The 25,685-nt window shown below is 58.1% G+C and carries 31 protein-coding genes; 14 read left to right on the top strand and 17 right to left on the bottom strand.

The genetic code is table 11. From position 1 onward, the window contains the following. Positions 1-23 precede the first annotated feature (23 nt). Together GGQ73_RS23405 and GGQ73_RS20935 are read left to right on the top strand one after the other, a co-directional pair. Positions 24-236, top strand: a complete 213-nt coding sequence (locus tag GGQ73_RS23405; RefSeq protein WP_350310108.1) for a BrnT family toxin — start codon at positions 24-26, stop codon at positions 234-236. Continuing rightward, positions 202-417 (top strand): BrnA antitoxin family protein, encoded by a 216-nt coding sequence (locus GGQ73_RS20935; RefSeq protein ID WP_234911047.1) that lies wholly within the window; start codon positions 202-204, stop codon positions 415-417. Before GGQ73_RS23405 ends, GGQ73_RS20935 begins: the two co-directional genes overlap by 35 nt. 62 nt (positions 418-479) lie before the next feature. Here the strand turns inward: GGQ73_RS20935 and GGQ73_RS20940 are convergent, their stop codons facing one another. Further along, a complete protein-coding gene (locus GGQ73_RS20940) occupies positions 480-788 on the bottom strand; it encodes a DUF3572 domain-containing protein (protein WP_174152739.1) in 309 nt (102 codons plus the stop codon). A 129-nt stretch (positions 789-917) separates the two neighbouring features. Between GGQ73_RS20940 and GGQ73_RS20945 the strand changes: the two genes are divergently transcribed. After that, positions 918-1,289 carry a response regulator gene (locus tag GGQ73_RS20945; protein WP_034854043.1) on the top strand — a complete coding sequence of 124 codons (372 nt, stop codon included), beginning with the start codon at positions 918-920 and terminating at the stop codon, positions 1,287-1,289. A gap of 15 nt (positions 1,290-1,304) precedes the next feature. Further along, positions 1,305-2,672 carry a PleD family two-component system response regulator gene (locus tag GGQ73_RS20950; protein ID WP_183897698.1) on the top strand — a complete coding sequence of 456 codons (1,368 nt, stop codon included), beginning with the start codon at positions 1,305-1,307 and terminating at the stop codon, positions 2,670-2,672. A gap of 746 nt (positions 2,673-3,418) precedes the next feature. On the opposite strand, the gene rpmG is transcribed toward GGQ73_RS20950, so the two are convergent. From rpmG to topA, 6 genes are all read right to left on the bottom strand, one after another. Next, positions 3,419-3,586, bottom strand: a complete 168-nt coding sequence (gene rpmG / locus GGQ73_RS20955; protein ID WP_003496403.1) for a 50S ribosomal protein L33 — start codon at positions 3,584-3,586, stop codon at positions 3,419-3,421. 89 nt (positions 3,587-3,675) lie between these two features. Further along, the gene (locus GGQ73_RS20960; protein ID WP_183897699.1) at positions 3,676-4,848 is read right to left on the bottom strand and encodes an MFS transporter; all 1,173 of its coding nucleotides are present in this window, start codon (positions 4,846-4,848) and stop codon (positions 3,676-3,678) included. 8 nt (positions 4,849-4,856) lie between these two features. Further along, positions 4,857-5,513, bottom strand: a complete 657-nt coding sequence (locus tag GGQ73_RS20965; protein ID WP_183897700.1) for an NUDIX hydrolase — start codon at positions 5,511-5,513, stop codon at positions 4,857-4,859. Positions 5,514-5,522: 9 nt separating this feature from the next. Beyond that, positions 5,523-5,963: a DUF983 domain-containing protein gene (locus GGQ73_RS20970; RefSeq protein WP_174152743.1), complete on the bottom strand. Its 441-nt coding sequence runs from the start codon at positions 5,961-5,963 to the stop codon at positions 5,523-5,525. Between the two features lie 21 nt (positions 5,964-5,984). Continuing rightward, positions 5,985-8,336 (bottom strand): ribonuclease R, encoded by a 2,352-nt coding sequence (gene rnr, locus GGQ73_RS20975; protein WP_183897701.1) that lies wholly within the window; start codon positions 8,334-8,336, stop codon positions 5,985-5,987. Further along, on the bottom strand, positions 8,333-11,050 hold the full coding sequence (gene topA, locus GGQ73_RS20980; protein ID WP_183897702.1) for a type I DNA topoisomerase: 2,718 nt from the start codon (positions 11,048-11,050) through the stop codon (positions 8,333-8,335). Before topA ends, rnr begins: the two co-directional genes overlap by 4 nt. A 256-nt stretch (positions 11,051-11,306) precedes the next feature. Between topA and GGQ73_RS20985 the strand changes: the two genes are divergently transcribed. Then, on the top strand, positions 11,307-11,543 hold the full coding sequence (locus tag GGQ73_RS20985) for a hypothetical protein (protein WP_174152801.1): 237 nt from the start codon (positions 11,307-11,309) through the stop codon (positions 11,541-11,543). Here the strand turns inward: GGQ73_RS20985 and dprA are convergent. From dprA to GGQ73_RS21005, 4 genes are read right to left on the bottom strand one after another with little or no spacing between them, the layout of a single operon-like run. Beyond that, the gene (gene dprA / locus GGQ73_RS20990; protein ID WP_183897703.1) at positions 11,496-12,638 is read right to left on the bottom strand and encodes a DNA-processing protein DprA; all 1,143 of its coding nucleotides are present in this window, start codon (positions 12,636-12,638) and stop codon (positions 11,496-11,498) included. The genes GGQ73_RS20985 and dprA overlap by 48 nt on opposite strands. A gap of 32 nt (positions 12,639-12,670) precedes the next feature. Further along, on the bottom strand, positions 12,671-13,288 hold the full coding sequence (gene plsY / locus GGQ73_RS20995) for a glycerol-3-phosphate 1-O-acyltransferase PlsY (protein WP_183897704.1): 618 nt from the start codon (positions 13,286-13,288) through the stop codon (positions 12,671-12,673). A gap of 34 nt (positions 13,289-13,322) precedes the next feature. After that, positions 13,323-14,612: a dihydroorotase gene (locus GGQ73_RS21000; RefSeq protein WP_183897705.1), complete on the bottom strand. Its 1,290-nt coding sequence runs from the start codon at positions 14,610-14,612 to the stop codon at positions 13,323-13,325. Continuing rightward, the gene (locus tag GGQ73_RS21005) at positions 14,609-15,550 is read right to left on the bottom strand and encodes an aspartate carbamoyltransferase catalytic subunit (RefSeq protein ID WP_183897706.1); all 942 of its coding nucleotides are present in this window, start codon (positions 15,548-15,550) and stop codon (positions 14,609-14,611) included. The genes GGQ73_RS21000 and GGQ73_RS21005 overlap by 4 nt, the downstream gene beginning before the upstream one ends. Positions 15,551-15,704: 154 nt before the next feature. Between GGQ73_RS21005 and GGQ73_RS21010 the strand changes: the two genes are divergently transcribed. Then, entirely contained in the window at positions 15,705-17,357 is a 1,653-nt protein-coding gene (locus GGQ73_RS21010) for an acyl-CoA dehydrogenase family protein (RefSeq protein WP_183897707.1), read from the top strand. A gap of 28 nt (positions 17,358-17,385) precedes the next feature. Here the strand turns inward: GGQ73_RS21010 and GGQ73_RS21015 are convergent, their stop codons facing one another. Next, positions 17,386-17,808: a hypothetical protein gene (locus GGQ73_RS21015; protein WP_183897708.1), complete on the bottom strand. Its 423-nt coding sequence runs from the start codon at positions 17,806-17,808 to the stop codon at positions 17,386-17,388. Continuing rightward, a complete protein-coding gene (locus GGQ73_RS21020) occupies positions 17,801-18,067 on the bottom strand; it encodes a type II toxin-antitoxin system prevent-host-death family antitoxin (RefSeq protein WP_174152752.1) in 267 nt (88 codons plus the stop codon). Before GGQ73_RS21020 ends, GGQ73_RS21015 begins: the two co-directional genes overlap by 8 nt. A 187-nt stretch (positions 18,068-18,254) precedes the next feature. Between GGQ73_RS21020 and GGQ73_RS21025 the strand changes: the two genes are divergently transcribed. Then, positions 18,255-18,899: a TetR/AcrR family transcriptional regulator gene (locus GGQ73_RS21025; protein WP_183897709.1), complete on the top strand. Its 645-nt coding sequence runs from the start codon at positions 18,255-18,257 to the stop codon at positions 18,897-18,899. Here GGQ73_RS21025 and GGQ73_RS21030 read toward each other — a convergent pair. Then, entirely contained in the window at positions 18,890-19,132 is a 243-nt protein-coding gene (locus tag GGQ73_RS21030) for a hypothetical protein (protein WP_183897710.1), read from the bottom strand. The two genes, GGQ73_RS21025 and GGQ73_RS21030, sit on opposite strands and share 10 nt — an antisense overlap. Between GGQ73_RS21030 and GGQ73_RS23200 the strand changes: the two genes are divergently transcribed. After that, complete coding sequence (locus GGQ73_RS23200; protein WP_268842325.1) at positions 19,131-19,265, top strand: hypothetical protein; 135 nt, start codon at positions 19,131-19,133, stop codon at positions 19,263-19,265. The two genes, GGQ73_RS21030 and GGQ73_RS23200, sit on opposite strands and share 2 nt — an antisense overlap. Continuing rightward, a complete protein-coding gene (locus GGQ73_RS21035) occupies positions 19,262-19,591 on the top strand; it encodes a DUF6105 family protein (RefSeq protein ID WP_174152755.1) in 330 nt (109 codons plus the stop codon). The genes GGQ73_RS23200 and GGQ73_RS21035 overlap by 4 nt, the downstream gene beginning before the upstream one ends. Here the strand turns inward: GGQ73_RS21035 and ruvX are convergent. Further along, positions 19,531-20,022 carry a Holliday junction resolvase RuvX gene (gene ruvX / locus GGQ73_RS21040; protein WP_183897711.1) on the bottom strand — a complete coding sequence of 164 codons (492 nt, stop codon included), beginning with the start codon at positions 20,020-20,022 and terminating at the stop codon, positions 19,531-19,533. The genes GGQ73_RS21035 and ruvX overlap by 61 nt on opposite strands. Before the next feature lie 10 nt (positions 20,023-20,032). After that, complete coding sequence (locus tag GGQ73_RS21045) at positions 20,033-20,335, bottom strand: alkylphosphonate utilization protein (protein WP_183897712.1); 303 nt, start codon at positions 20,333-20,335, stop codon at positions 20,033-20,035. Between the two features lie 84 nt (positions 20,336-20,419). On the opposite strand from GGQ73_RS21045, the gene GGQ73_RS21050 reads away from it, so the two are divergent. Continuing rightward, a complete protein-coding gene (locus GGQ73_RS21050; RefSeq protein ID WP_183897713.1) occupies positions 20,420-21,124 on the top strand; it encodes a metal-dependent hydrolase in 705 nt (234 codons plus the stop codon). Positions 21,125-21,175: 51 nt separating this feature from the next. On the opposite strand, the gene GGQ73_RS21055 is transcribed toward GGQ73_RS21050, so the two are convergent. Next, entirely contained in the window at positions 21,176-22,033 is an 858-nt protein-coding gene (locus tag GGQ73_RS21055; RefSeq protein ID WP_183897714.1) for a M48 family metallopeptidase, read from the bottom strand. Between the two features lie 255 nt (positions 22,034-22,288). Between GGQ73_RS21055 and gatC the strand changes: the two genes are divergently transcribed. From gatC to GGQ73_RS21075, 4 genes are all read left to right on the top strand, one after another. Beyond that, positions 22,289-22,576 (top strand): Asp-tRNA(Asn)/Glu-tRNA(Gln) amidotransferase subunit GatC, encoded by a 288-nt coding sequence (gene gatC, locus GGQ73_RS21060; RefSeq protein WP_174152760.1) that lies wholly within the window; start codon positions 22,289-22,291, stop codon positions 22,574-22,576. Between the two features lie 72 nt (positions 22,577-22,648). After that, a complete protein-coding gene (gatA, locus tag GGQ73_RS21065) occupies positions 22,649-24,130 on the top strand; it encodes an Asp-tRNA(Asn)/Glu-tRNA(Gln) amidotransferase subunit GatA (protein WP_183897715.1) in 1,482 nt (493 codons plus the stop codon). Continuing rightward, positions 24,127-24,612: a GNAT family N-acetyltransferase gene (locus tag GGQ73_RS21070; protein WP_327786370.1), complete on the top strand. Its 486-nt coding sequence runs from the start codon at positions 24,127-24,129 to the stop codon at positions 24,610-24,612. The genes gatA and GGQ73_RS21070 overlap by 4 nt, the downstream gene beginning before the upstream one ends. Before the next feature lie 781 nt (positions 24,613-25,393). After that, positions 25,394-25,594: a hypothetical protein gene (locus tag GGQ73_RS21075; RefSeq protein WP_183897717.1), complete on the top strand. Its 201-nt coding sequence runs from the start codon at positions 25,394-25,396 to the stop codon at positions 25,592-25,594. The last annotated feature ends 91 nt before the right edge of the window (positions 25,595-25,685 follow it).

Consider the following 25,685-nt stretch of genomic DNA (forward strand, 5'->3'; position numbering starts at 1 on the left):
TGGGTTTCGCGCTGGCCATCTGAATTTTTGAAGGGCCTGTTCTTTCATGGATAGATGAGCGCCGCGAGTACACAGAAACCAGATACCATTCGATCGGCCAAATCGACGGTGTCGCGGTGTTGGCCGTCATCCACACCGAGCGCTCCGGCAGGACGAGAATGATTTCGGCCAGGATTGCCAATCGCCGCAAAAGGAGGCGTTATGACGAAGAAATACGAAAAAGAACTGAACCTTGAACAGCTTAAGGCTTTACCTGACGGGTCTATCGACTACAGCGATATTCCGGAGCTTGACGAAACATTCTGGGCAAACGCCAAATATGTCGAACCTGAAGGAACGCAGCAGATCACGTTGCGGGTCAAGAAATCCGTCGTTGAAGCCTACAAGGCAACCGGCAAGGGATATCAGACGCGCTGAACACTGTCTTGGAGTCCTACGCTCAGACCGTTCTCAAGCGTCGCTGACCCCGGGTTCCGACGTCAATACTCCCCGGATGCCAAGCCCGGTCCGGAATAATGGTGCCAGGCGGCGGTCACGTCTTCAGGCTTTCGTCCAGTTGCCTCGCAAAACGCCATGAGGTCTGGTTCGTGGCTCATGAGGAAATCCGTGAGGCCTGCAAGAAAGCCGGGATCGTTGACGGCCTGGCGCAACATATTCGGCTGCATCCCGGTCAGCGCCAGAAAGCGCGCAAGCATATCCGGCTCGCTGGCGAGCCAGCCAAGTATGGCGATTGCTATTTCATGCGCATTTGAAGCGCCGATAGTGCCGTTTTTTGTACCGTGCGACATTTGTTTACCGAAGTTACCTATTTCTCAACCAAATCCAGCTACCGTCCGCTCCTGGGGGATAATGGAATCGGTTCTCTGGCACCCTATATGTCAATGAAGCGGTTTCAAAGTGAAACGAGGACTGGTCCCATGCCCAAACAGGTCATGATAGTTGAAGACAACGAGCTGAACATGAAGCTCTTTCGTGATCTGATCGAGGCGTCCGGTTATACCACCATCCAGACCCGCAATGGCATGGAAGCGCTCGAGCTTGCGCGCAAACACCGTCCCGATCTGATTTTGATGGACATTCAACTGCCGGAGGTTTCCGGGCTGGAGGTCACGAAATGGCTGAAGGAAGACGACGAACTGCATGTCATACCGGTGATCGCGGTCACGGCCTTTGCCATGAAGGGTGACGAGGAGCGCATTCGCCAGGGTGGATGTGAGGCCTACGTCTCGAAACCGATTTCCGTTCCGAAATTCATCGAGACGATCAAGACGTATCTGGGCGACGCGTAAAACAGGGCTGAACTGATGACTGCGAGAATTCTGGTCGTTGATGACATTGCAGCAAATGTGAAGCTTCTCGAAGCGCGTTTGTCGGCGGAATATTTCGATGTCATCTCCGCAGACAATGGCGCAAAGGCTCTGGCGATCTGCGCCAGCGAGCAGGTCGATATCATTCTGTTGGACATCATGATGCCCGACATGGATGGCTTCGAGGTCTGCGAGCGTCTGAAGGCCAACCCGGTAACAGCGCATATCCCGGTTGTCATGGTCACCGCCCTCGATCAGCCCAGCGACAGGGTCCGCGGCCTCAAAGCCGGTGCCGATGATTTTCTGACCAAGCCGGTCAATGACCTGCAGCTCATCTCCCGCGTCAAGAGCCTCGTGCGTTTGAAGACCATGAGCGACGAGCTGCGCATTCGTGCCGAAGCCGCCAAGACGATTGGCGTCGGTGAGCCCATCTGTGAAGACGCGCAGATCGAACTGCCCGGTCGTGTTCTGCTTGTCGATGGCCGCGCCAGCTCGCAGGAGCGTATCATCAAGGCGCTGAAGCCCGTTGCCGAAGTCTGCGCTCTTGCCGAACCGGGCAATGCCTTGTTCGAAGCGGCGGAGGGTGACTACGAGATGGTCATCGTCAACTCCAATTTCGATGATTTCGATCCCTTGCGCCTGTGCTCGCAACTGCGCTCTCTGGAGCGGACACGCTTCCTGCCGCTGTTGCTGGTGACGGAACAGGGCGACGAGGCCATGATCGTGCGCGCGCTGGAACTCGGCGTGAATGATTACATTGTGCGTCCGCTGGATACCAACGAACTCGTGGCCCGCACGCTGACCCAGATCAAGCGGAAGCGCTTCAACACGCGCCTGCGTGAGAATCTCAACCAGACCATGGAAATGGCCGTGATCGATGATCTCACCGGTCTCAACAATCGCCGGTATCTCGATAACCATCTCAAGGTTCTGTTCAACCGGGCAGCCACGCGTGGACGGGCATTGTCGGTCTGCATGACAGACATTGATCGTTTCAAGAGTGTGAATGACACCTACGGCCACGATGCGGGCGACGAAGTGTTACGCGAGTTCGCAGCCCGCCTGCGCTCCACCGTGCGTGGTGCGGATCTCGCCTGCCGATATGGCGGCGAAGAGTTCGTGGTGGTGATGCCGGATACCGACATGGAGATGGCGGCGTCCGTTGCGGAGCGGCTGCGCTTTATCATTGAGAGCAGGCCCTTCGTGCTGCGCTCCGGTCGCGAACTGCACATCACCGCCTCCCTGGGCATCGCCTGCAATGCTGTCTCCGTGGAAACGCCCGATGCGCTGATGCGCCATGCAGACCAAGCTCTGTACGAGGCAAAGAACGCCGGCCGTAACCGCGTCTGTGCCGCTGCGGCCTGACGATTCCACCGCCTTTGGCTTTCGTGACGGTTATCCACAGCAATCACTTTGGAAGATCACTTTTGTGATCACGGTGTAATCTCTTCACTATTGCGAAAGCCAAAAAAGGGCCAGTTTAACCGCGCTTGGCATCGTGCAAAATAGCCCCAGTGTGACGGATAATGGAACACAGGCGATTTTTTGAGATGAGCTCTACTCTTTCAGAGTAGCTCTGCCATTTTGAAATAAGAAAGAAATTTTTCAGAATATGTTTCATGCGATAAGCAAAGTTTATCTTTGTATCGAAATTGTCTGATTTATGAAATACTATGTTTCAAGACGGGAAATTTAACCATGTAGGGCGATCAATTGGGTCTCGCGTTAAGAATTTGTTGATTTTCTTCGCGTCTTGAGCAAAGCTTTGGTCAAGAACACAAGGTTTGCGAACTGAGGCGTTGTCGCCAAGATGAGGCAGAACGGTGTTCGGAGAAAGCGGCGGTTCTTTCCGCTTAAAGAACCAACGCATTGCGAATACCCCATGGTGCTCAGGTCCGCCGCATCTCCTGGGTCTTGGGGTTGGTCGACCGGCGACGCTCTTGAACGGTTCCTCGTGCTGTCATTGCTGTCCCGGTCGACCCACTTTTCCAGCGGTCCCCCACATCTCATATTCCGTCGGATCACGCCGCTTGTTGAATTGATCAATTCAAGAGCGACCATAAAAAAACGCGCCTCAAAGGGCGCGTCTTTTGCATGCGATTCCAAGGAAATTACTTGATCTTCGTTTCCTTGAATTCAACGTGCTTGCGTACGACTGGATCGTACTTGGTCTTCGTCATCTTGTCCGTGAACGTACGGCTGTTCTTCGTTGTGACGTAGAAAGTACCGGTGTCGGCCGTCGACAGCAGCTTGATCTTGATTGTTGTAGCTTTCGCCATAGTCGTCCTGCCTTTAACAAATAGTGAGTCCGCGGCCCTGTTGGACCCCGGCTAAATCTGGCGCGAAACTACGGATCGCGCCTGAAAAGTCAAGTCCGATTTGATCCGAAAACCGACCTGGCAATGGAAAGCACGACGTAGAGCCCGAAAAACATCGCCAAAGCCCAGGCAAAACCGTCTGTTCCGGCAATATCCATGGAAATCCCCACCGTCTGCGGCCCGGCTATGGTGCCGATGGCGTAACAGAAGATAAAGGCGGCGTTGGCTGCCACAAGGTCTGAGCCGGTAAGGCGTGAACCCAGATGCGTGAGTCCCACCGTATACATGCCCGAAACACAGCCACCCCACAGCAAAAGCAGCGACGAGAGCAGCACCCAGTTATCCACCAGCAAAGGCAGCGCAAGCGTACCGATCACGCCGGTCAGCGCCATCAGGCCCAGTAGCACACGCCTGTCCTTGATGCGGTCGGACAGCATGCCGATGGGGATCTGGAACGCCATGTTGCCGATAGCCATGACGGTCAAAAGCAGCGCCGCCTGCGATTCGCTGAAACCTTCACGCGTGGCATAAACCGGAAACAGCGACAGCCCGCCTGCCTGCACCGAGCCGTAAACGAAGGCGGCAGCCGAGGCCATGGGCACCAGCCAGATGTAACGGAAGAAATGGTGGTTGGGCTTTTCGTCGAGGCTGGGGCTTTCATGACGCGCCAGATAGATCGGGATTGCAGCCAGAAGAATGATGGCAGAGCCGAGCAGGAAGGGGGTTATTCCCTCGCTGCCGATGGCGGAAAACAGCAAGGGGCCGCCTGCGAAGCCCACCGCCATGCCGGTCGCATACATGCCAAGAACCAATCCGCGACGCTTGGGTGGCGCTGCGGCGTTGATCCAGAATTCCGACAGGATGAACAGCATGGCCGTTGCACCGTGGAAGACGATCCGCAAGGGGAACCACATCCAGAAGGCTTCGGCGAAATAAAATCCCAGCGCGCTGATGGCGGAAACGACAACAGCCGTCATCATGGTGCGCGCGACACCAAATTCGTGCGCCAGCCGGCTGGTCATCGGTGCCGCTATCATGGCGGCAACGCCAGCCATGGCGGTGTTGAGGCCTATCATCGTTGACGAGATGCCGCGCTTTTCAAGAATGATGCTCAGAAGCGGCAGACCGAGGCCGATGGCGATGCCAACGGCGCTGATAGCGGAGATTGCGGCAATGAGCGATGGCCAGTGAATATCGTCGGCGTCGCTAGTCGGATGGGACATGTAGACCTTTACAGAAAGCCACGAATGAAAGTGCCGCGACGCTCGAAATATTGTCGCACCGGGCCTTCGGATTGCAATGAAGGGTCACCTATCATGAACTTTGTGACATCCTTGAGAACCATGCGTGTAATGGGTGCCATGTTCAGACTGGAATCGTCCTTGATGTCAAGCCATTCAAGCTCTTGGAGCTCGTCAGAATCCTTGATTCCCTTAGGGTCGATGCCCGCCTCGTCAGTGAAACAGCAGAAAAACCGGGTGTCGAATCGCCTGACACGGCCCGGCGGCGTGATCGCACGCGCCATGAAGCGCAACGGCGAGAGGTCGGGTCGATCTGGGTCTTTGCCGCAGCGCAGTCCCGTTTCCTCATGAAGTTCGCGCAGCGCGGCCAACGCCAGGGCACGCGCGCCCGATTGTGTCATAGGCCGAGAGGCCGCACGCATCAGATTGTCGATGACAACCGGCCTGAGATCGGTTCCGAAGGGCAGGGTACGGTCGGATGGATCGCGCTTGCCGCCGGGAAATACGTAGACATCAGGCATGAAAACATGGCGACTGGAGCGCTTGCCGACAAGCACGCGCACGTCGCTGCGCGATCGATCCAGAAGAAGGATGGACGCGGCGTCTTTCGGGCGCAGGTAGGGTGTTTTCTCCGAAGGCAAGGTCATCGCACCCTGTCAGTGAGACGAGCCGTCGATCTGTTCTTTTTCGGGTTCGTTGCTGAAACCATGCATCCTCAGGGCCCATTGCAGGCCGATGACGCCGCCTTTTATGGGCTGGATCGTCAACAGCGCGACGAGAATGGTAATCGGTACCCAGATGGCGAAATGCACCCACATCGGCACCAGAAACACCGTATCCGTCATCATGAAACCGCCAACCGCAACGTGGCCGAGAATCATGATCGAGATATAGGGCGGCAGGTCGTCGGAGCGCTGGTGGTGCATGTCTTCACCGCAGGACGCGCATTCATCGACGGGCTTTAGCCAGGCGCGAAAGAGGTGGCCGTTGCCGCAGGCCGGGCAACGGCTGAGAATTCCTCGCATGATGGAGCGACCCAGCGGACGGTCTTCCGGCTTGCCACCATACTGCACTGTCTGCGTCTCGGTCGTCGTCATGTGCTTATCCTTTTACACCAGCTATCTGCGTCTGCGTGGCGGCCTTGTGCCGGGTGTCGGGCCGCTGCTGCGCCGTGTCGTCTTGTGGAAGGACCGTGTCGCCGCAGGCATTTTCTTGCCCTCGTTCAACACTTCGAACCGCAAGGCGCCGGCAAGTGGCACGGCCTCGGCCAAACGAACCTGAACGGCATCGCCCAGTTGATAGCCAAGTCCGGTCTTCTCACCCGTCAGAGCCTGATGCGCCTCGTCGTAGATGTAGTAGTCGGTACCCAGTGTAGATATAGGAACAAAGCCGTCAGCACCAAATTGCGGAAGCGCGACAAATAGTCCCGCCTTGGTGACACCGCCGACCCGGCCTTCGAACTCTTCGCCCACACGCTGGGAAAGATGATGCGCGATCAGTCTGTTGACCGTATCCCGTTCCGCCGCCATTGCCCGCCGCTCGAAGGTCGAGATTTCGGCTGCCACATCGGCCAGCGTTGCTTCTTCCTGTGGCGTGATGCCGCCTTCGCCCAGACCCAGCGAACCCACCAGCGCACGATGCACGATAAGGTCGGCATAACGGCGGATAGGCGAGGTGAAATGCGCGTATTTCATCAGGTTCAGGCCGAAATGGCCGATATTGTCCGGGCTGTAGATCGCCTGGCTCTGGGATCGCAGCACCATTTCGTTGACGATGATCTGGTGCGGCGTATCGACCGCGCGCGCCAGAATGCCGTTGAAGGAGTTGGCGCGAACCTGTCCGCCTTTCACCAGCGAATAGCCGATGGTGGTCAGGAATTCGCGCAGCACCTCCTGTTTGGCGATCGTCGGCGCGTCATGCACGCGGTAGACCAGACGCTGCTTTTTCAGTTCCAGCGTCTCGGCGGCGCAGACATTGGCCTGGATCATCATCTCTTCGATCAGCTTATGCGCGTCGAGACGTTCCGGCACGTGCACGCGATCAACCGTGCCATCGGATTTGAGAATGATCTTGCGTTCCGGCATATCCAGCTCAAGCGGCTGGCGGCGGTCGCGGCCAATCTTCATCACCTCGTAGGCGTGCCAGAGAGGCCGCAGGATGGGCTCCAGCATCGGGCCGGTCTTGTCATCGGGGTTGCCGTCGATCGCGGCCTGGGCCTGCTGGTACGAAAGCTTTGCCGCACTCTTCATCATGATGCGGTGGAAGGTATGGCTGGCCTTGCGGCCTTCCTTGGAAAACACCATCCGCACGGCAAGGGCCGGGCGATCGACGCCTTCTTTCAGCGAGCAGAGATCGTTGGAGATGCGCTCGGGCAGCATCGGCACAACGCGGTCGGGGAAATAGACCGAGTTGCCGCGCTTCAAGGCTTCGCGGTCCAGCGCCGAACCGGACCGAATGTAATAGGATACATCTGCAATCGCGACGGTGACGATCACGCCGTCCGGATTGTCGGGCGAGGGGTCCAGCTCGGCGTAGACGGCGTCGTCGTGGTCCTTGGCATCGGCCGGATCAATGGTGATGAGCGGCAGTTTGCGCCAGTCTTCACGGTGCGCCATCGTTGCGGGCTTGGCCGCATCCGCTGCCGCCAGCACGTCTGACGGGAAAATGTGCGGAATACCATGCGCATGAATGGCGATCATCGAGATCGCCTTTTCGGACGCAACGGAACCGACGACGGACAGAACCTTGGCACGCGGCAGGCCGTAACGACCGCTGTTGCGGGAGGTTTCCACCTCGACAAGATCGCCGTCCTTGGCATCACCGACGCCATCGGGATCTATAACCATCTCGTCGCCGCGACGCTCGATCGGCATCAGACGACCGCCACCACCCGGCGTTTCCTTGAAGACGCCGAGCGATCCGCCCTGCCGTCTGTCGATCAGCTTGATGATGCGAGCGGTATAGGCCGGACCACCGACGTCCTTGGATGGGAAAATCTTCGCGAGCACCCGGTCGCCGATGCCGCCCACAGGGGTCTTGCCCTTCTGGCGGTCGGCAGAGGATTGGCGGATGATGACGGCGGGGGCTGCGCCGTTTTCGTCCGGCCATTCCGCGGGACGACCGATCAGACCGCCATCCTTGTCGCGGGTGGTGATGTCGAGAACAGTCACCGGCGGCAGACCGCCCGGACGCATCAGCGACTTGCGGCTCTTGTGCACCATGCCATCGGTTTCGAGCTCCTTGAGGAGAGCCTTCAACTCGATGCGCGTTTCGCCCTTCAACCCGAAAGCCTTGGCGATTTCGCGCTTGGAGGCCTGGTCGGGATGCTCGGCAATGAACTTTAAGAGCACGTCGCGTGGGGGAACCTGGCCGTGGATGATACCAGCAGATTCGAGAACTTTTTTCCCGCGACCGGTGCGGCCGAAGCCATCGCCCGCCGAGCCGGATGTCTTACGCGGTGCTTTGCTCAAGATTCTGCCTTCTTCGCTTTTGGTGCTGCCTTTGCCTTGGCCGCTGTTTTGGGCTTTGCAGCCGCTTTCGGTTTCGCAGCCGCCTTCGGCTTGGCTTTCGCCTTGGTCTCGCCATCGGCGCTGGCAGCCTTGGTGGCCTTCTTCGGCACTGCCGCCTTCTTGGCCTTGACGGGCTTGCCATTGCTGCCGGTGCCGGTCTTGGCAATGCGCTCGGCAATCAGCACCAAGGCCTCATCCAGCGTCACCGTGTCAGGTGTCTGCGCCTTGGGAATGGTGGCATTGACCTTGCCCCAGTTGACGTAAGGCCCATACTTGCCGTCACGAACGGTAATCGCACCGCCATCGGGATGGTCGCCCATTTCCTTCAATGCAGCAGGCGTGGACGAACGTCCACGGCCCGGCGATGCCTTCTTCTCTGCAATCACCGTGACTGCGCGGTTTAGGCCGATGGAGAACACGTCTTCGATGCTTTCGAGGTTGGCATACCCGCCATCATGCAGCAGAAACGGTCCGTAGCGCCCGAGACCGGCGGAAATCATCTTGCCGCTCTCCGGGTGCTTGCCGATATCGCGTGGCAGATTGATCAGCGCCAGCGCTTTCTCGTGGTCGATATCGTCAGGTGCCCAGCCCTTTGGCAGCGAAGACCGCTTGGCTTCCTTGCCATCGCCACGCTGGATGTAAGGTCCGAAACGACCGGAGCGCAATGTCAGCTCTTCGCCCGTATGCGGGTCTGCACCCAGTGCCTTCGGCTCGTTCAGCGCGGCGGCATCGGCCTCTGCGCCATCCGAGTTCAGCTGGCGGGTGAAGTTGCATTCCGGGTAGTTCGAGCAGCCGACGAAGGCGCCGTATTTGCCGAGCTTCAGCGACAGATTACCCGTGCCGCAAACCTGGCAGATACGGGGATCGGAGCCGTCTTCGCGGGTCGGAAACACCAGCGGGGCCAGAACCTCGTTCAGCGCATCCAGCACGTTGGTGACGCGCAGTTCCTTGGTGTCTTCGATCTGGGCGAAGAAGTCCTTCCAGAAATCGCGAAGAACCTGCTTCCAGTCCAGTTCACCTGCCGAGATCCGGTCGAGTTTTTCTTCCAGATCGGCGGTGAAATCGTATTCCACGTATTTCGTGAAGAAGCTTTCGAGGAACGCTGTCACCAGTCGTCCGCGCGAGTGTGGCACGAGCTTGCGCTTGTCGACGATGATATATTCACGGTCGCTCAGCGTTTTCAGTGTCGCCGCATAGGTGGAGGGGCGGCCAATGCCGAGTTCTTCCATCTTCTTGATGAGCGACGCTTCCGAATAGCGCGGCGGCGGCTCGGTGAAGTGCTGGCTGGCGTTGATCTTCTGCTTGGCCAGCGCCTCGCGGACATTGATCTGCGGCAGACGGCCATCTTCATCGCTATCGTCGCTTTGCTCGCCGTCTTCCTTCTGGTCGGTATAGGCGGCAATGAAGCCGTCGAAACGGATAACCGAACCAACGGCGCGAAGGCCAGCCTTCTCGCCCTTGTTGTCGGCCAGAATTTCAACGGTAGTGCGTTCGATTTCCGCAGATGCCATCTGGCTGGCGATGCCGCGCTTCCAGACAAGTTCGTAAAGACGCAACTGGTCGGCATCGAGATACGTTTTCACCTGGTCGGGTGTGCGGCTAAAGTCCGTCGGGCGAATGGCTTCGTGCGCTTCCTGGGCGTTCTTGGCCTTGGTGGAATAAAGACGCGCTTTTTCCGGCACGTAACGGGCACCGAACTGTTCGCCAATGGCGCTGCGGGCTGCATCGATGGCTTCTGGTGCCATCTGCACACCATCGGTACGCATATAGGTAATGAGACCGACGGTCTCACCACCGATGTCGATACCTTCATACAGCCGCTGTGCGACCTGCATGGTGCGCGAGGCGGAAAAACCCATGCGCGACGATGCGGCCTGCTGCAACGTTGATGTCGTGAAGGGAGGGCCGGGGTTGCGCTTGACCGGCTTGGCATCAACCGTATCCACGGTGTAGGTCGCACCTTCCAGCAATGTCTTCAGACGGGTCGCATCATCGCCTGTCTTGACCGATCGACCCTGCAGGCGCTTGCCATCGGCAGACACCAGCTTGGCCTCGAAGTCATCGCCACGCGGCGTCTTCAACAGAGCCGAGATGTTCCAGTATTCCTCGGATACGAAACGCTCGATTTCCGATTCCCGGTCGCAGACCAGACGCAGCGATACGGACTGAACGCGGCCAGCCGAACGCGAACCCGGTAGCTTGCGCCACAGAACGGGAGAGAGGTTGAAGCCGACGAGATAGTCCAGCGCGCGGCGGGCAAGATACGCATCCACCAGGGGAACGTCGATGTCGCGTGGATCAGCCATCGCGTCCAGAACGGCTTTCTTGGTGATGGCGTTGAACACGACGCGCTTGACTGGCTTGTCGCCGATGACCTTTTTCTTTTTCAGAAGGTCGAGAACATGCCAGGAAATGGCTTCCCCTTCGCGATCCGGGTCGGTCGCGAGAAACAATCCGTCGGATGCCTTCACGGCATCGGCGATTTCCTTCATGCGCTTCTGCGAGGCAGGATCAACCTCCCACAGCATTTCGAAATCCTGATCGGGAAGCACCGAGCCATCTTTTGCGGGAAGATCGCGAACGTGGCCGAACGATGCGAGCACCTTGTAGCCTGGACCAAGATACTTGTTGATCGTCTTGGCTTTTGCCGGAGATTCTACGACGACGACATTCATATTTTCTTCTTTCGGAACTTGCCCGTTAACATGCCCTGCGGTTTTTCGGCGCGCAACAGGGCGCTCTTTATTTCGACATGGACAGGTAATGCGCTTGGGTCAAGAGGCAAGGGACGTTTTTCTGCCATTACACCAAGATGCAACCTTTGAGAGATTTAAATGGTTATTGCAATTATAGATAAACAAGTTATGGTTGCTCGGATTGGATGCTTCTCTTTTAAAGATCGTTCATTTTATCGGCTCTATCGAGGTCAACATGGTTGCGAATGCACACAACAACAGCCGTAGCGCGGCTGAACAAACAACGGATAACCTCGCCTATATCACGCAAATGCTCTCCGAGCTGCGTGTCGTTGCCGAACGCGAGGGCGCCGAGATGTTATGTTATCTTATCGAAATGGCTTATATTGAGGCCGGAGACATTCAGTCAGGCCGTCGCAAGCTTTCAGTCGGCCATGTCAAGCGAAACCCGCCCCGCGGAATGCCGGTTTAACCGTCCTGCGATGTCGAGTTCCAGCAGCACGAGATACACGGTCGAGGCGGGTAATCCCGTGTGGCGGATGATGTCGTCGGTTTCGACGGGGGATGGCCCAAGCGCCGAAGCAACAATGCTGCGGTCATCATCACGCGGTGGTGATACCTCCATGTCTTCGGAACTTTCCTTGGCGATGTGCTGAATGGGCAATGACGGCTCCATCAACGGTCGCAACGCGTCCAGAATATCAGCGGCTTCCGTTACCAGCATCGCGCCGTCCTTGATCAACCGGTTGGTGCCATGGCATCGCGCATCCAGTGGAGACCCCGGAACCGCAAACACCAATCGTCCAAATTCGCCAGCCAGCCTTGCCGTGATCAGAGAGCCTGAACGATCCGCTGCCTCCACGATCAGAACGCCCATGGAAACGCCCGCGATCAGCCGGTTACGGCGCGGAAAGTCGCGCGCGCGAGGCTCCCATCCGAACGGCATCTCGCTGATACTCGTCCCGTCATTGTCGTAGATCTCATCCAGCAGCCGTAGATTTTCAGGCGGGTAGGGCTTGTCCAGCCCGCCTGCCAGCATGGCAACGGTGCCGGTGGAAAGACTGGCCGTGTGGGCGGCCGCATCGATGCCTCGTGCAAGACCGGACGCGATGGTATAACCGGCCTGTCCGCATTGGCGCGCCAGCATGGCTGCAAATTTCGAGCCGTTGATGGAGGAATTGCGGGACCCTACGATCCCGATGGATGGACGCGTCGCGGTGCGGCCCGATCCCTTCATGGAAATGATCGGCGGTGCGCCGTCGATCTCGCGCAGTGCCGGCGGGTAATCCGGCTCGCCGATGCCCACGAACCGCGCGCCGAATTTGGTTGCCGCCTCGATTTCCCGTTCCACGTCCGCAACGGTTGCAATACGCGGGCTGCGTGCCGATCCGCCGCGTCGGGAAAGGTCGGGCAGGGCATCCAGCGCTCTTTCCGCGCTGCCGAAGTGATTGATCAGTTCGCGGAAGGTGACGGGGCCAATATTGTCGCTACGGATCAGCCGCAGCCAGGCAACCCTTTGCCGGTCATTGAGCACAATGCCACTCTTGGCTTCCCCGTCATGCGGCATGTTTCGCCCCCGTCAGGGCGAGAGGAATGGCCTCAGCCCTTTTTGCCGATCTTGCTTTCTGTACCCGCCAACAACCGCCTGATGTTTTCCCGGTGCATGTACCAGGAGATAACGCTGAGCAGCGTCACAAGCAGAGCCGTCTTCTCCGGTCCTACTATCCACAATGCAACCGGAATGACAAGCATTGCAACCAGCGCGGAAAGGGAAGAGTATTTCGTGAGGAAGGCGGTCGCGATCCAGACCGCCGCAAAGGCCAGCATCATCAGGGGCGCAGCGCCCAACAGCACACCGATATAAACCGCGACACCCTTGCCACCCTTGAAGCCGAGCCATACCGGAAACAGGTGTCCGAGAAACGCAAAGAACCCGGCGATCAGCGAGGCTTCGTATCCCCAGAGCGTGTGAGCAACCAAAACCGCAGCCGTTCCCTTCAAGGCATCCAGCAGCAATGTGGCCGCCGCCAGCTTCTTGTTGCCGGTGCGCAAGACATTGGTGGCACCAATATTGCCGGACCCGATTTGGCGAACATCGCCAAGGCCCGCGGCACGCGTCAGGATCAATCCGAACGGGATCGATCCCAGCAGATAGCCGATCAGGGCAGCAAGGGCGAGAAGCGCGGGCGCTGTCTGCCAGTCAGTCAATGCGGTCATTTGCTTGTCCCCTCAGTCCTGTCACGTCATTCTATCAGATGGAATACACCAGCTTGCCCGCAACATAGGTGGCTGTGGCGCGGCCGGTAAAGCGGGCGTCTTCGAATGGCGTGTTCTTGGACCTCGACACCAGATTTTTCTCAGACACTAGCCATGGCTCGTCCAGATCAACAAGCGTGATATCAGCCTTGGCACCCGGTTTCAGCGTGCCGGCATCCAGCCCGAAGATGTGCGCGGGACGGGTGGATAATGCATCGATCAGGCGCATCAACGGCACCTGATCACTGTGGTAGAGGCGAAGTGCCGCCGCCAGCATCGTTTCGAGACCGACCGCACCGCTCGCCGCATCGGAAAACGGCAGGCGCTTGGTGTCCACGTCCTGCGGGTCGTGCGAGGAGACGATGATGTCGATTGTGCCGTCCTTCAGCGCATCCACCATGGCCATGCGGTCATCTTCGGACCGCAGTGGCGGGGAGAGCTTGAAGAAGGTTCGGTACTCGCCGATATCGTTTTCGTTCAGCGTCAGGTGATTGATGGAAATACCGCAGGTGGCTTTCACGCCGCGCGCTTTCGCGTGGGCAATCGCCTCGGCCGATTCACGCACCGAAATCTTGGCGGCGTGGTAGTTGGCGCGGGTCAGCGCCGCAATGCGCAGGTCGCGCTCCAGCGGAATGATTTCGGCTTCTTTCGGAATACCCGATAGTCCAAGCCAGCTGGCAAACAGGCCCTCGTTCATGTCGCCATGGCCGATATACTGATCGCGGGTTTCCAGCGAAATCACCGCATCCAGCTCGCGGGCATAGGTCATGGCGCGGCGCAGGACAGCCGTATCCGACAACGCCTTGCGGCCATTCGTGAAGGCAACGGCACCCGCTTCCTTCAGCATGCCGAATTCCGTCATCTCATCGCCACGCAGACCTTTTGTCAGGGCCGCCGCCGGATAGATATTGACAAGCGCCTTGTCGCGCGCAGTCTTCCTCACGAACTCCACCAGCGCAATATCGTCGATGACGGGATCGGTGTCCGGCATCACGATCATGCTGGTCACGCCACCGGCGGCCGCGGCCCGTGACGCGGATTCGATCGTTTCGCGGTGTTCGGCGCCCGGTTCGCCAACGAACACGCGTGCGTCCACCAATCCCGGCGCGGCGACCAGCCCCTTGGCGTCACGCACCGTCGCGCCGTCAGGCGCGCCCTGGTTCTGCGCATCCCTGCCAGCGGCGAGGATGGTGCCGTCTGCACCGATGATGATGGTGCCGATCTCATCGAGATTGCGCGACGGATCGATAATGCGAACATTTTTGAGAACGGTGCCGGTGCTCATACGCGCTCTCCCTGATTCTGTGAAACGAGAAGGGTTTCCATAACGGCCATGCGAACGGCCACACCCATCTCCACCTGGCTCTCGATCACGCTCTGCGGGCCGTCAGCCACTTCCGAGGCGATTTCCACACCCCGGTTCATCGGGCCGGGGTGCATGACCAGCGCGTCTTCTTTCGCAGCCTTCAGCTTTTCCGCGTCCAACCCGTAATAATGGAAATACTCGCGCACCGAAGGCACAAACGAGCCTGACATGCGCTCGCGCTGCAAACGCAGCATCATCACCACATCTGCGCCTTTCAGTCCCTCTTTCATGTTATGGTACACTTCCACACTCATATCCGCGATGCCGGAGGGCAGCAGCGTTGGCGGGGCAACGACCCGGACCCGCGCGCCCATCTGGTTCAAAAGAATGATGTTGGAGCGCGCGACACGCGAATGCAGAACGTCACCGCAAATGGCGACTGTCATGCCAGACAGCGTGCCCTTGGCGCGGCGGATGGTCAGCGCGTCCAGCAGTGCCTGCGTCGGGTGTTCATGCTGGCCATCGCCGGCATTGACCACCGAGCAGGCCACTTTCTGCGCCAGAAGAGCGGCGGCGCCTGCCGAAGAATGGCGCACCACCAGCACGTCCGGCCGCATGGCGTTGAGCGTCATGGCGGTATCGATCAGCGTTTCACCTTTTTTGACCGATGAATTGCCCACCGACATGTTCATCACGTCGGCACCCAGCCGTTTTCCGGCAAGCTCGAAGGATGATTGCGTGCGCGTCGAGGCTTCGAAGAACAGGTTGATCTGTGTCAGCCCACGCAGTGTCGAGGTCTTCTTTTCGCGCTGTCGGCTGATTTTCACCGCCTCGTCGGCCTTGTCGAGAAGAGTGGTGATATCCTGATGGGAAAGCCCCTTGATGCCAAGCAGGTGGCGGTGAGGAAAATAGACCATGGAAAATGTCCTCCGGGTCGTAAGAGAGCACGTGGCAAGGCTCTGGCTTTAGTCACCGGGTCTATAAAGACAGGTGGCTTTGTCGGCAAGCATGCGATAAGCCGTGCCAGACCTAATACATGCAATAAAATGCGAATCCCGATATAGCCACGCGATGACGAATATGAACCGGACAGAAGAACAGCTTGCCGATTTGAACCAGCCCAGCCTCTGGTCCGGCATCAATGCCTATCGCTCAGACCCGTTGATCGTGGATTTGACCTCCAGTCTGTCTCGTCCGCTGCGCGATGAGTTTGACCAGATCGGACGCTATGTGACATCGGTGGAGGCGCAGGAACTGGCGCGCATGGCCAATGTCAGCGCGCCGAAACTGCACACCCATGGTCCACGCGGAGAGCGGCTGGATCAGGTCGAGTTTCACCCCGCCTGGCACGCGCTGATGCGCCGGTCCATGTCGTCAGGCCTCCACAGCGGTGCGTGGGAAAATACGCCTGAGACGCGCGGCAACGAGCACAAGGCCCGCGCCACGAAACTCTATCTCACGTCGCAGCTCGAAGCTGGGCATCTGTGCCCGCTGACCATGACGCATGCGTCCGTTGCCGCGATGATGACATCGCCGCGCGTGCAGCAGGAATGGGCGCCGAAAATCCTGTCGCGCAAATATGATTCCTCGCAGAAACCTGCCATGCAGAAGACCGCCGTGACCATCGGCATGGGCATGACGGAAAAGCAGGGCGGCACGGATGTGCGTGCCAATCGCACCACGGCGGAACGGGTGGGCGAAGGCATCTATCGCCTGTCCGGCCACAAGTGGTTCCTGTCCGCGCCCATGAGCGACGGTTTCGTCATGCTGGCGCAGATGGGAGATGGCATGGGCTGCTTCTTGGTGCCGCGCTTTCTGGAGGACGGGTCCGCGAACGGGCTGCATTTCCAGCGTCTGAAGGACAAGCTCGGCAATCGCTCCAACGCATCAGCGGAGGTCGAATTTACCGATGCTTTCGGCTATCTGCTGGGCGAACCCGGTGCCGGCGTCCGCACCATTCTTGATATGGTTACCCTGACGCGACTGGACTGCGCACTGTCCTCGTCGGGCATGATGCGTGCATCGCTTGCGGAAGCGGTGCACTTTGCCCGTGGTCGCAACGTGTTCGGCAAACCGCTGGTAACCCAGCCGATCATGACCCGCGTTCTGGCCGATATGGCGCTGGACGTTGCCGCCGCGACCGCGCTGTCTTTCCGCCTTGCCTCAGCCTTTGATAGCGCCCGCAACAACCCCGCAGAAGCAGCCTACGCCCGCGTCATGACGCCCATCGTCAAATACTGGTGCTGCAAGATCGCGCCCGCCTTGATCTATGAAGCGATGGAAAGCCTTGGCGGCAACGGCTATGTCGAAGACCGTCCGATTGCCCGCCATTACCGCGAAGCGCCCGTGAATGCCATCTGGGAAGGCTCCGGCAACGTCATGGCGCTGGATGTGCTGCGCGTTCTCCAGCGCGGCAAGGACCTGTTCGATCTCGTCTTCGAAACGCTGGAGCGTGATCTCGGTCCATCCGGCAAGAAAACCACCGACGTCCTGCGCGCCGCAATCGCGCTTTGCGAGCGCGACGAAGGTGCCGCCCGCATGCTGGTCGAACAATTCGCGCTGGCCGCCGCCGCCGCCGAACTCTGCCGCATCGGGGCAGGCCGCATCGCCGATGCGTTTCTGGAAACACGCCTGGCCGGTGGTTTCCGCCACACTTACGGCATGCTGGATAGCCGCTTCGACCCGACCTATATTATCGATTTGCTGTATCCGCCTGCGGCGTAGCACCCTGAAACTCTGTCTAAGCGTTCGTTTATGTTCGGCTTATTTTCGCTGATCCCGCCGCCAGAAATGGTGCGAATGCGAGACGAATTTCTTCAAGAAATGCGTCGCTAAATCTGCCGATTGCATCCCGCCGGACGTCGAAGTGGTAAGATCGTTCGATGATATCGTAATTGCATTCGCTTACGGTTATCCAGCCGCGCTCGTACCGCGTCAATTTGGCGCGGCGCAGCTCGAGTGCAGGTATTTCTATTGCTTTCTGGTCGTCATGTGGAGGCTTGGAAGATATGGGTAGCAAAAGAATATGAGTGAGGCCTTGCTTGTCTTTGACCGCAAGGATCATGCACACGGGACGGTCTTTCTCGCCATGGTCGCGATGTGGACTTATCTCCTTCTGCCATCGCCACAGGTAGGGATAGGCGACGATGTCACCACGTTTGAACTTCTCACTCATCGCGTGAAGCCTGATATTCCCTGGAGTCTTCTTCAAGTTGCTCTCTGAAAATAGAGGCAATGTCGTCTGGCATTTCCCCGACACCGTATGCCGTACGTAAATCGTTGTTTCCGGTCATTTTCTCGAAAAGTTCGACGGGCAAAACGACGACGGAGGGACGGCCATGTTTTGTTAGTGTGATTGGTTCTTTCTGGGCCTCATCATGGTATCGTCCAAAATGACGCATGAATTCTGCCGTGGATATGGATTTACGTGTCATCGACAGTCTCCCGGTTGATTTTCTGTATAATACAGAAAACGCGGAAATTCTCAACCACCGTAACGGTGTGAGCATATGAGATCCTCATCCACAAGAACCTCCATTTCCAAAGCTGCCCTGCATTGCCGTGAAACTAACCCTCTGGTAGCCCGGTTATAGACTTCACCACACGGAGAATCGCCCGCCTATGCTGGCCACCGATGGCACTGCTGCCCAGACTGTTCCCGAAAAACGTATCAAGGATCGTGCCGCGACTGAGCGTGCAATCTTCGATGCTGCCAAAACGCTTCTGGCGGAAGAAGGGTTTCAGGGCTTCGGCATCAATGCGGTAGCGCGGCGGGCAGGGTGTGACAAGCAGCTGATCTACCGTTACTTCGGCGGTCTGGAAGGTCTGGTTGCCGCCATCGGCGAAGACCTCGGCTCATGGGTAAAGGATCGTATTCCCGAAGATACAGGTGGCATGTTTCTGCTCACCTATGGCGATCTCATGGAAAAGCTCGCGCTCTACTACATCGAGGCGTTGCGCAACGATCCGCTCGTCTGCAAGATCATCGCCTGGGAGGTTTCGGAAAACACCCCGCAGGTCAAGCAACTGGCGGATGCCCGTGCCAAGGCGCTGGCCACATGGATCGAGCGGATGCGCGGCTCGCTCCAAGCGCCGAAGGGCATCGATACTGCTTCCGTGAATGCCGTTATCTTCGCCGCTATCCAACACCTGGTCATCTCATCGGTCATATCAGGACAGTTCGCTGGCGTTGCGCTGAAAACGCCCAAAGATTGGGACAAAATCGGGACGGCCGTGAAGCGGATCGTCCGCGGCGTTTACAGCTGATTCATTGGGTTTGGCTTTATCATCATCATGATTGGCGCTGTTTGCCCTGCTCGAACGTTAACACCTCGAGCCGCACTCTTATCCACAGCGCCAAGGCTTCCGTTAACCATAATCGAAATTTTTATTTGCCCGTCAGCGGAGACGGGATCATTGTATTCATAAATTGTTAACCATACGCCTGTGGGCGTGTGAAAAGGAACCGCCGTGCCCCGATGGATATCCTTGATCGTCATGATGACGTTCTTTGCCATGCTGCCGTTGGACATTGATGTCCCGACGGTGAACCTGTGTCTGATGGCATGCCTGCGTTGGGCGATCATTGCCGCCGTGCCGGATACCTTCTCCTTGAGAGGCCAGACCGTATGAAGTGGTTTCTGATTTTGTGGGCGGGGCCTGTTGCGTTTTTGGGTGCGTGGTACTTCCTGTCCTATTACGACATGAGCTTCGGCTTCTTTATGCTCACCCGTGAAAGCCACGATCTTGTCTTCCAGATTTACGGCAACGTGCTGGGTATCGCGCCGGAAACCATACCGCCGCTGGTGGCGCGCGCCATCGCGTTTGATAGTCTGATCGTGTTTGCGATCCTTGCTTACCGCAAGAGGAAGACGATTGCCGCCTGGTGGCGCAACCGTCAGTCGTCGAGAGCGGTCGCAGCCCTTCCCAGCGCGGACAGCCTGTCCAGCGCCCCCTGAAGAATGAAACTGGCGGCTGCCGAGTCGATTCGTTGCGCCCGCTTGGCACGCGAAACATCCATTTCCAGAAGCGCACGCTCTGCGGCGACAGTGGAAAGCCTCTCATCCCAATAAACAAAGGGCAGCTCGGTCTTGTCGCTCATTGCGCGGACGAAAGCGCGCGTTGCCTGAACGCGTGGCCCGGCTGAACCGTCCATATTGGTCGGCAGACCAATGACGAATGCGGCCACTTTTTCCTTGGCGGCAAAATCGAGCAGGACGTGCGCGTCGGCGGTGAATTTCACACGCTTCAATACGGGGCGAGGGGTCGCAAAACGTCGCGAGAGATCCGACATGGCAAGACCGATGGTCTTCGTGCCGAGATCGAGCCCGGCAATGGCCTGTCCCGTCTGCAAAAAGTCCGCCAGTTCTTCGATGGTCAGCGTCGCCATGGTGTCGTTCTCAGCGTTTGCGGACGAATTCTGTGCGCAGCACGAGACCCTTGATGGCGTCGTGCCTGCAATCTATTTCGTCCGGATTGTCCGTCAGGCGGATGGACTTGATGACGGTACCCTGCTTCAACGTTGTCCCGGCGCCCTTGACCTTCAAATCCTTGATCAGGGAAACGGAATCGCCATCTGCGAGAATGTTGCCTGCGGCGTCACGCACTTCGGTGGACTTTGCCGCCTGTGCTGTAATTTCGCCGGCAGGGCGCCATTCACCGGTCGCCTCGTCATAGACATATTCGTCACTATCTGTCGTCATCTTCGCAATCCGAAAAGGTTGGGCCATCCCAAGATAAGGCCCGTCCTATGTCACACTCTACCGGCAATACAAAGGAGAACTTCCATGAAACTCACCTGGCTTGGCCATTCCGCATTCCGCCTCGAAACCGGCAAAGCAAAAATTTTGATCGACCCGTTTTTTACCGGCAATCCGTCTTTCGCCGGCCAGGACGCCAAGGATGTCGCCGCTGGCATTAGCCATATTCTGCTGACCCACGGCCACGGCGATCATGTGGGCGATACCGTGCAATTGGCGAAAGATACTGGCGCAACCGTGCTGGCCAATGCTGATCTCGCCGCGTGGCTCGGCTCCAAGGGCGTGTCGAAACTGGAAATGGGAAATACCGGTGGCACCGTGGCGTTCGATGGCTTTTCCGCCACGTTCACCAACGCGCTGCACTCGTCCGCACAGATCACCGAAGACGGCGTCAGCCATGCGCTGGGCAACGCCAATGGCCTGATGCTGCATTTTGAAGACGGCCCCACTGTCTATCACATGGGTGATACGGATATCTTCTCGGACATGGCGCTGATCAACGAATTGCACGAGCCAGATATCGGCCTGGTCCCGATCGGCGACCGCTTCACGATGGGCGGCGCGGTCGCGGCTCTGGCCTGCCAGCGATTCTTCAAGTTCCGCAACGTCATTCCCTGCCACTACGGTTCCTTCCCGATCATCGACCAGACACCGGAAAAATTCCTGACCGGCATGGATGGCTCCCCGACCCGCGTCGATGCGCAAGGCGTTGGTCAGACCCTGACGTTCTGATGTGAAAGCCCGACAGGTGAGGCCTGTCGGGCTTTTTGTGTTGCGATAGCCTCAGGCGATCTTCGGCTCGACACGCCCCGTCTGCACCATTCGGGATGGAGCAGACGATACACCGTTCAACGCGTTCCGCCACTCGCTTAACGCCGCGACGCGCCGCGTGTGGCGCGGGTAGAGCGAGACGATGTTGAGGAAGAAGCCGGCAATGGACGGCACCATTCTGTCCTGCTCTTCAAAAGCATTGGGATTCATCTGCGCGTTCAGCTTGGCACTGCCACAGGCCAGCATCTGGAGGGCGGTGCGCGATGACGTCAGATTGCCGGAGACGACGAGGCCAACACGGTCGCAGGTCAGTTCACGAGCGCGGGAATAGGCCTGGCCTAGAAATGGAACGATCAGGCCGGGCAGGCGCAGGAAGTTCCACGGCTCGTCCAGATGTCCCGCAACATGGTGGCCGAGTTCGTGACCGATCACGAATTTCACCTGCTCCTCATCGTCGGAATCGATCAGAGCCGATGTCAGCCAGATGTAGCGGGTGCGACCGACAAGCGTCAGCGCCATGGCATTCATGACGCCGCTGGAGTTGTAAACGAACGCCTTGGGCGTTTCTTTGAGCCCCAGCTTCTGCGCACCTTCGGCTACCATCTTGTGAAGGTGCGGAAATTGCTGTTCGCCGACCATGACATAGTGGCCGATCATATAGGCGCGCACCAGCGACCTGGCGACGTAAGAGAAAAACCAGATGATGAGAATATAGAACAGGAAAACAAAGAGGATCCCGATGCTCTCCGTTGTTGCGACATAGAGGATGCCAGAGGCAATCCCCATCCACACCAGCGTGCCGATCAGCAGAGTGAGAAAACCGCGCATCTTTTCTTTCGGATGGCGCACCTTGGACATGTCGAAATTCATATTGTACCCCCGTGAAACAGCATGATCGCGAAGCGTGTCGGCTTGAAAAGACGAGTCCCCACCCGCTTCCTGCTGCAAATGACCTGTTAATGTGAAATGAGGCGATGCATCCCCGCGCGAAAACTCGCGTTTTGATAATAAGTTCCCGCATGAGGCGAATATTATTTCTGATCTTGTTTCGGTGCCCGATGATGGTTGCGAACTGCGGGCGCGGTCATTATAGCGAATAGGAAAATTCTTGACTGGAGTAGAACCATGTCCGTCGATCTTGCCACCGTGAAGCGCGTTGCGCGCCTAGCCCGAATTGCCGTCAGCGAAGATGAGGCCGAGAAGATGCTTGGCGAGTTGAATGGCATTCTTGGTTTCGTAGAGCAGCTTTCGGAAGTGAATGTCGACGGTGTGGAGCCGATGACGTCAGTAACGCCGGTCGCCATGAAGAAGCGCACCGACGTGGTGAGCGATGGTAACAAGGCTGATGATATCGTTGCCAACGCGCCCAATACCGACCGCAATTTCTTCCTCGTTCCGAAAGTGGTCGAATAGGCTGAACAAGCCTGCTCCCATGTGCCTGCTCCCATGTGCCCGATCTAAAAGTTTTTGAAAGCCGTTGCCGATATGACCGACCTCTTAAGCCTGACCATTGCCGAAGCGCGCGAGAAGCTGAAGGCCAAGGACTTCACCGCCGTCGAACTGACGGATGCCTATCTGTCGGCCGTCGATGCCGCCAACCAGCAGCTGAACGCCTATGTCGCGGTTACCCACGACGAGGCGCGCGAGATGGCCCGGGCTTCCGATGAGAAACTGGCCTCTGGCAATGCCGGTGTTCTCGAAGGCATTCCACTGGGTGTGAAGGATCTGTTCGCCACGCGTGGCATTCACACGCAGGCCTGCAGCCATGTTCTGGATGGTTTCAAGCCGGAATACGAATCCACCGTGACGCAGAACCTGTGGGACGCGGGTGCCGTCATGCTGGGCAAGCTCAACATGGATGAGTTCGCCATGGGCTCGTCCAATGAAAGCTCCTATTACGGACCGGTCGTCAACCCTTGGCGCGCCAACGGTTCCGACAAGAACCTCGTGCCAGGCGGCTCGTCGGGCGGCTCGGCAGCAGCCGTCGCAGCCCACCTGTGCGCCGGTGCGACCGCCACCGATACGGGCGGCTCCATTCGCCAGCCCGCAGCCTTCACCGGCACTGTTGGCATCAAGCCAACCTACGGCCGCGTCTCGCGCTGGGGTATCGCGGCTTACGCGTCTTCGCTCGATCAGGCTGGCCCCATCGCCCGTGACGTTCGCGATGCCGCCATTCTCCTGAAATCCATGGCCAGCGTCGATGCCAAGGACACCACCTCCGTCGATCTGCCGGTGCCGGATTACGAACAGGCGATCGGCCAGTCGCTCAAGGGCCTCAAGATCGGTATTCCCAAGGAATATCGCGTCGAAGGCATGCCGGAAGAGATTGAAAAGCTGTGGGCACAGGGCATCGCATGGCTGAAGGACGCCGGTGCCGAAATCGTGGACATTTCGCTTCCGCACACCAAATATGCGCTTCCTGCCTATTATATCGTGGCACCCGCCGAAGCATCGTCCAACCTTGCCCGTTATGATGGTGTTCGCTATGGCCTGCGCGTCGATGGCAAGGACATTGCCGACATGTACGAAAAGACCCGCGCTGCCGGTTTCGGCTCCGAAGTCAAGCGCCGCATCATGGTTGGCACCTATGTGCTCTCAGCCGGTTACTACGATGCCTATTACCTGAAGGCCCAAAAGGTCCGCACGCTCATCAAGCACGATTTTGAGACCGTCTTCCATGAGGGCGTCGATGCGGTTCTGGCCCCGATCACGCCATCCTCGGCGTTCGAAATTGGCGACAAGGAGCTGGCTGCAGATCCGGTCAAGATGTACCTCCAGGACGTCTTCACCATCACCGTCAATATGGCTGGCCTGCCCGCCATGTCGGTTCCCGCCGGTCTCGACGGCAAAGGCCTGCCGCTCGGCCTTCAGCTCATCGGCAAGCCTTTCGAGGAAGAGACCCTGTTCAAGACGGCCTATGCGATTGAACAGGCTGCGGGCAAGTTCACGCCTGCGAAGTGGTGGTGAGCGGACTTAAAATTCGAGCCATGACAGAGGCCGATCGCACAGCGGTCGGCCTCATTGGTTTCGCCGCCTGGCAATCCAGCAGTGCCTTTGAAGATAGCTATCTCGATCCTGTGGTGATTGAGCGCGTGCGTCGTGAATTCGAAAGCTTTGCCGCAGAAACCCAATGCGATATCGCTATTGCCGACATTGATGGCGCGATAGCCGGATGGGGTGCCCGTGCGGGTGACCCCGACTACATTTCCGACATCTGGATCTCCCCTGAATTTCAGGGCCGGGGCATTGGCCGTCTGTTGGTGGAGCATTTCCTCGACCAGATGCGAAACTCGGGAACTCCCATTGCCAAGATTGCGACCCATGCCCGGAACGTGAACGCCATCAGGCTTTATGAGCGTTGCGATTTCGCGGTGGTGTGGCAAGGCACACAGTGGTCTGAGACTATGCAGGTGAATCTGCAAAAGGTTCGGCTGGAGCGCGTTTTGTGAGGGGTGTTAGCGCAGATATTGAGTGTTTGCCTGTGTGTCTTACCCCCTCTGTCCTGCCGGACATCTCCCCCACAGGTGGGGAGATAGACCAGTCGCGACCTCTCGCCCGTATCAAAGGCTTCGAATAGGTCGAGGAGCAAGCGTCTAGCCGATCTCCCTCCTTGTGGGGGAGATGTCCGGCAGGACAGAGGGGGGGGGGAAGCGCCACCCATAAACCGCAATCTGTTCTCCCGCAAAAAATAAAAATGTTTTTTCTCCACACCACCAAAACCCATGCCTACACTTCACCTGCGTCACAACTGCACTGTATCGCGAGACAGTGCAGGTGAGGGCGTGGGGAGCGTTGGCATCTACCCGGAACGTGCGGGTGGAGGGTGATGCTGCCAGGACGACAGGCCCGATGGTCGCCATTCCGATTCCCTGAGAGGTTAGGAATGGCGGCGAAAGGCTTTGGATGAGCATGCGAGGCGACGCCGGGACCCATCGTGGCTTGGCTGAACCTTACTCCTCACCGGCGGGTACGCCTGCCCGCCGGTGAGGAGCATAGAGTGAACCTGAAATGCCAGAGGCCACGCAAATGCGCAGCCAGAGACGATACCATACCAGAGACAAAGCCGCATTTGCGTGTGCTCTCCGGGTCGAATGCAACAACACGGGCGTCGCCACGCTTGCGTGAACGCCTGCGCATGTTTACCGGATTTATGATCATCGAAAGCTTTGCAAACAGGGGGCTTGTGGTGATACGCTCAGCCAAATTTACCAAGCGACGGGAGGCGTGGCCGTGAAGACGACGATATTATTCAAGGATGATCATTTCGTTCGGCCTGAAACGGGACGACGGCAGCGCAGGACGGGCGCAAATGACAATTTTCCCTGTCTGGAATTCGAAATGGAAGGGCAGGAGCGGGACTGGCGGGCTCTGTGTCTCATTGGCACGATTGTCTGTGCTTTTGCCGCCTTCATTTTTCTGCCGCTGTGGTAAGCCGGAAAGACGGTCACATTTGTGCTTGAAAAAGCCCGGTTGGGCCTTTAGCCCCTAAGCGGACAATCTGGCTGTATGGGTAAGCGCACGC

The organism is Rhizobium skierniewicense, assembly GCF_014196515.1.
In the GTDB taxonomy this organism is placed as follows: domain Bacteria; phylum Pseudomonadota; class Alphaproteobacteria; order Rhizobiales; family Rhizobiaceae; genus Agrobacterium; species Agrobacterium skierniewicense.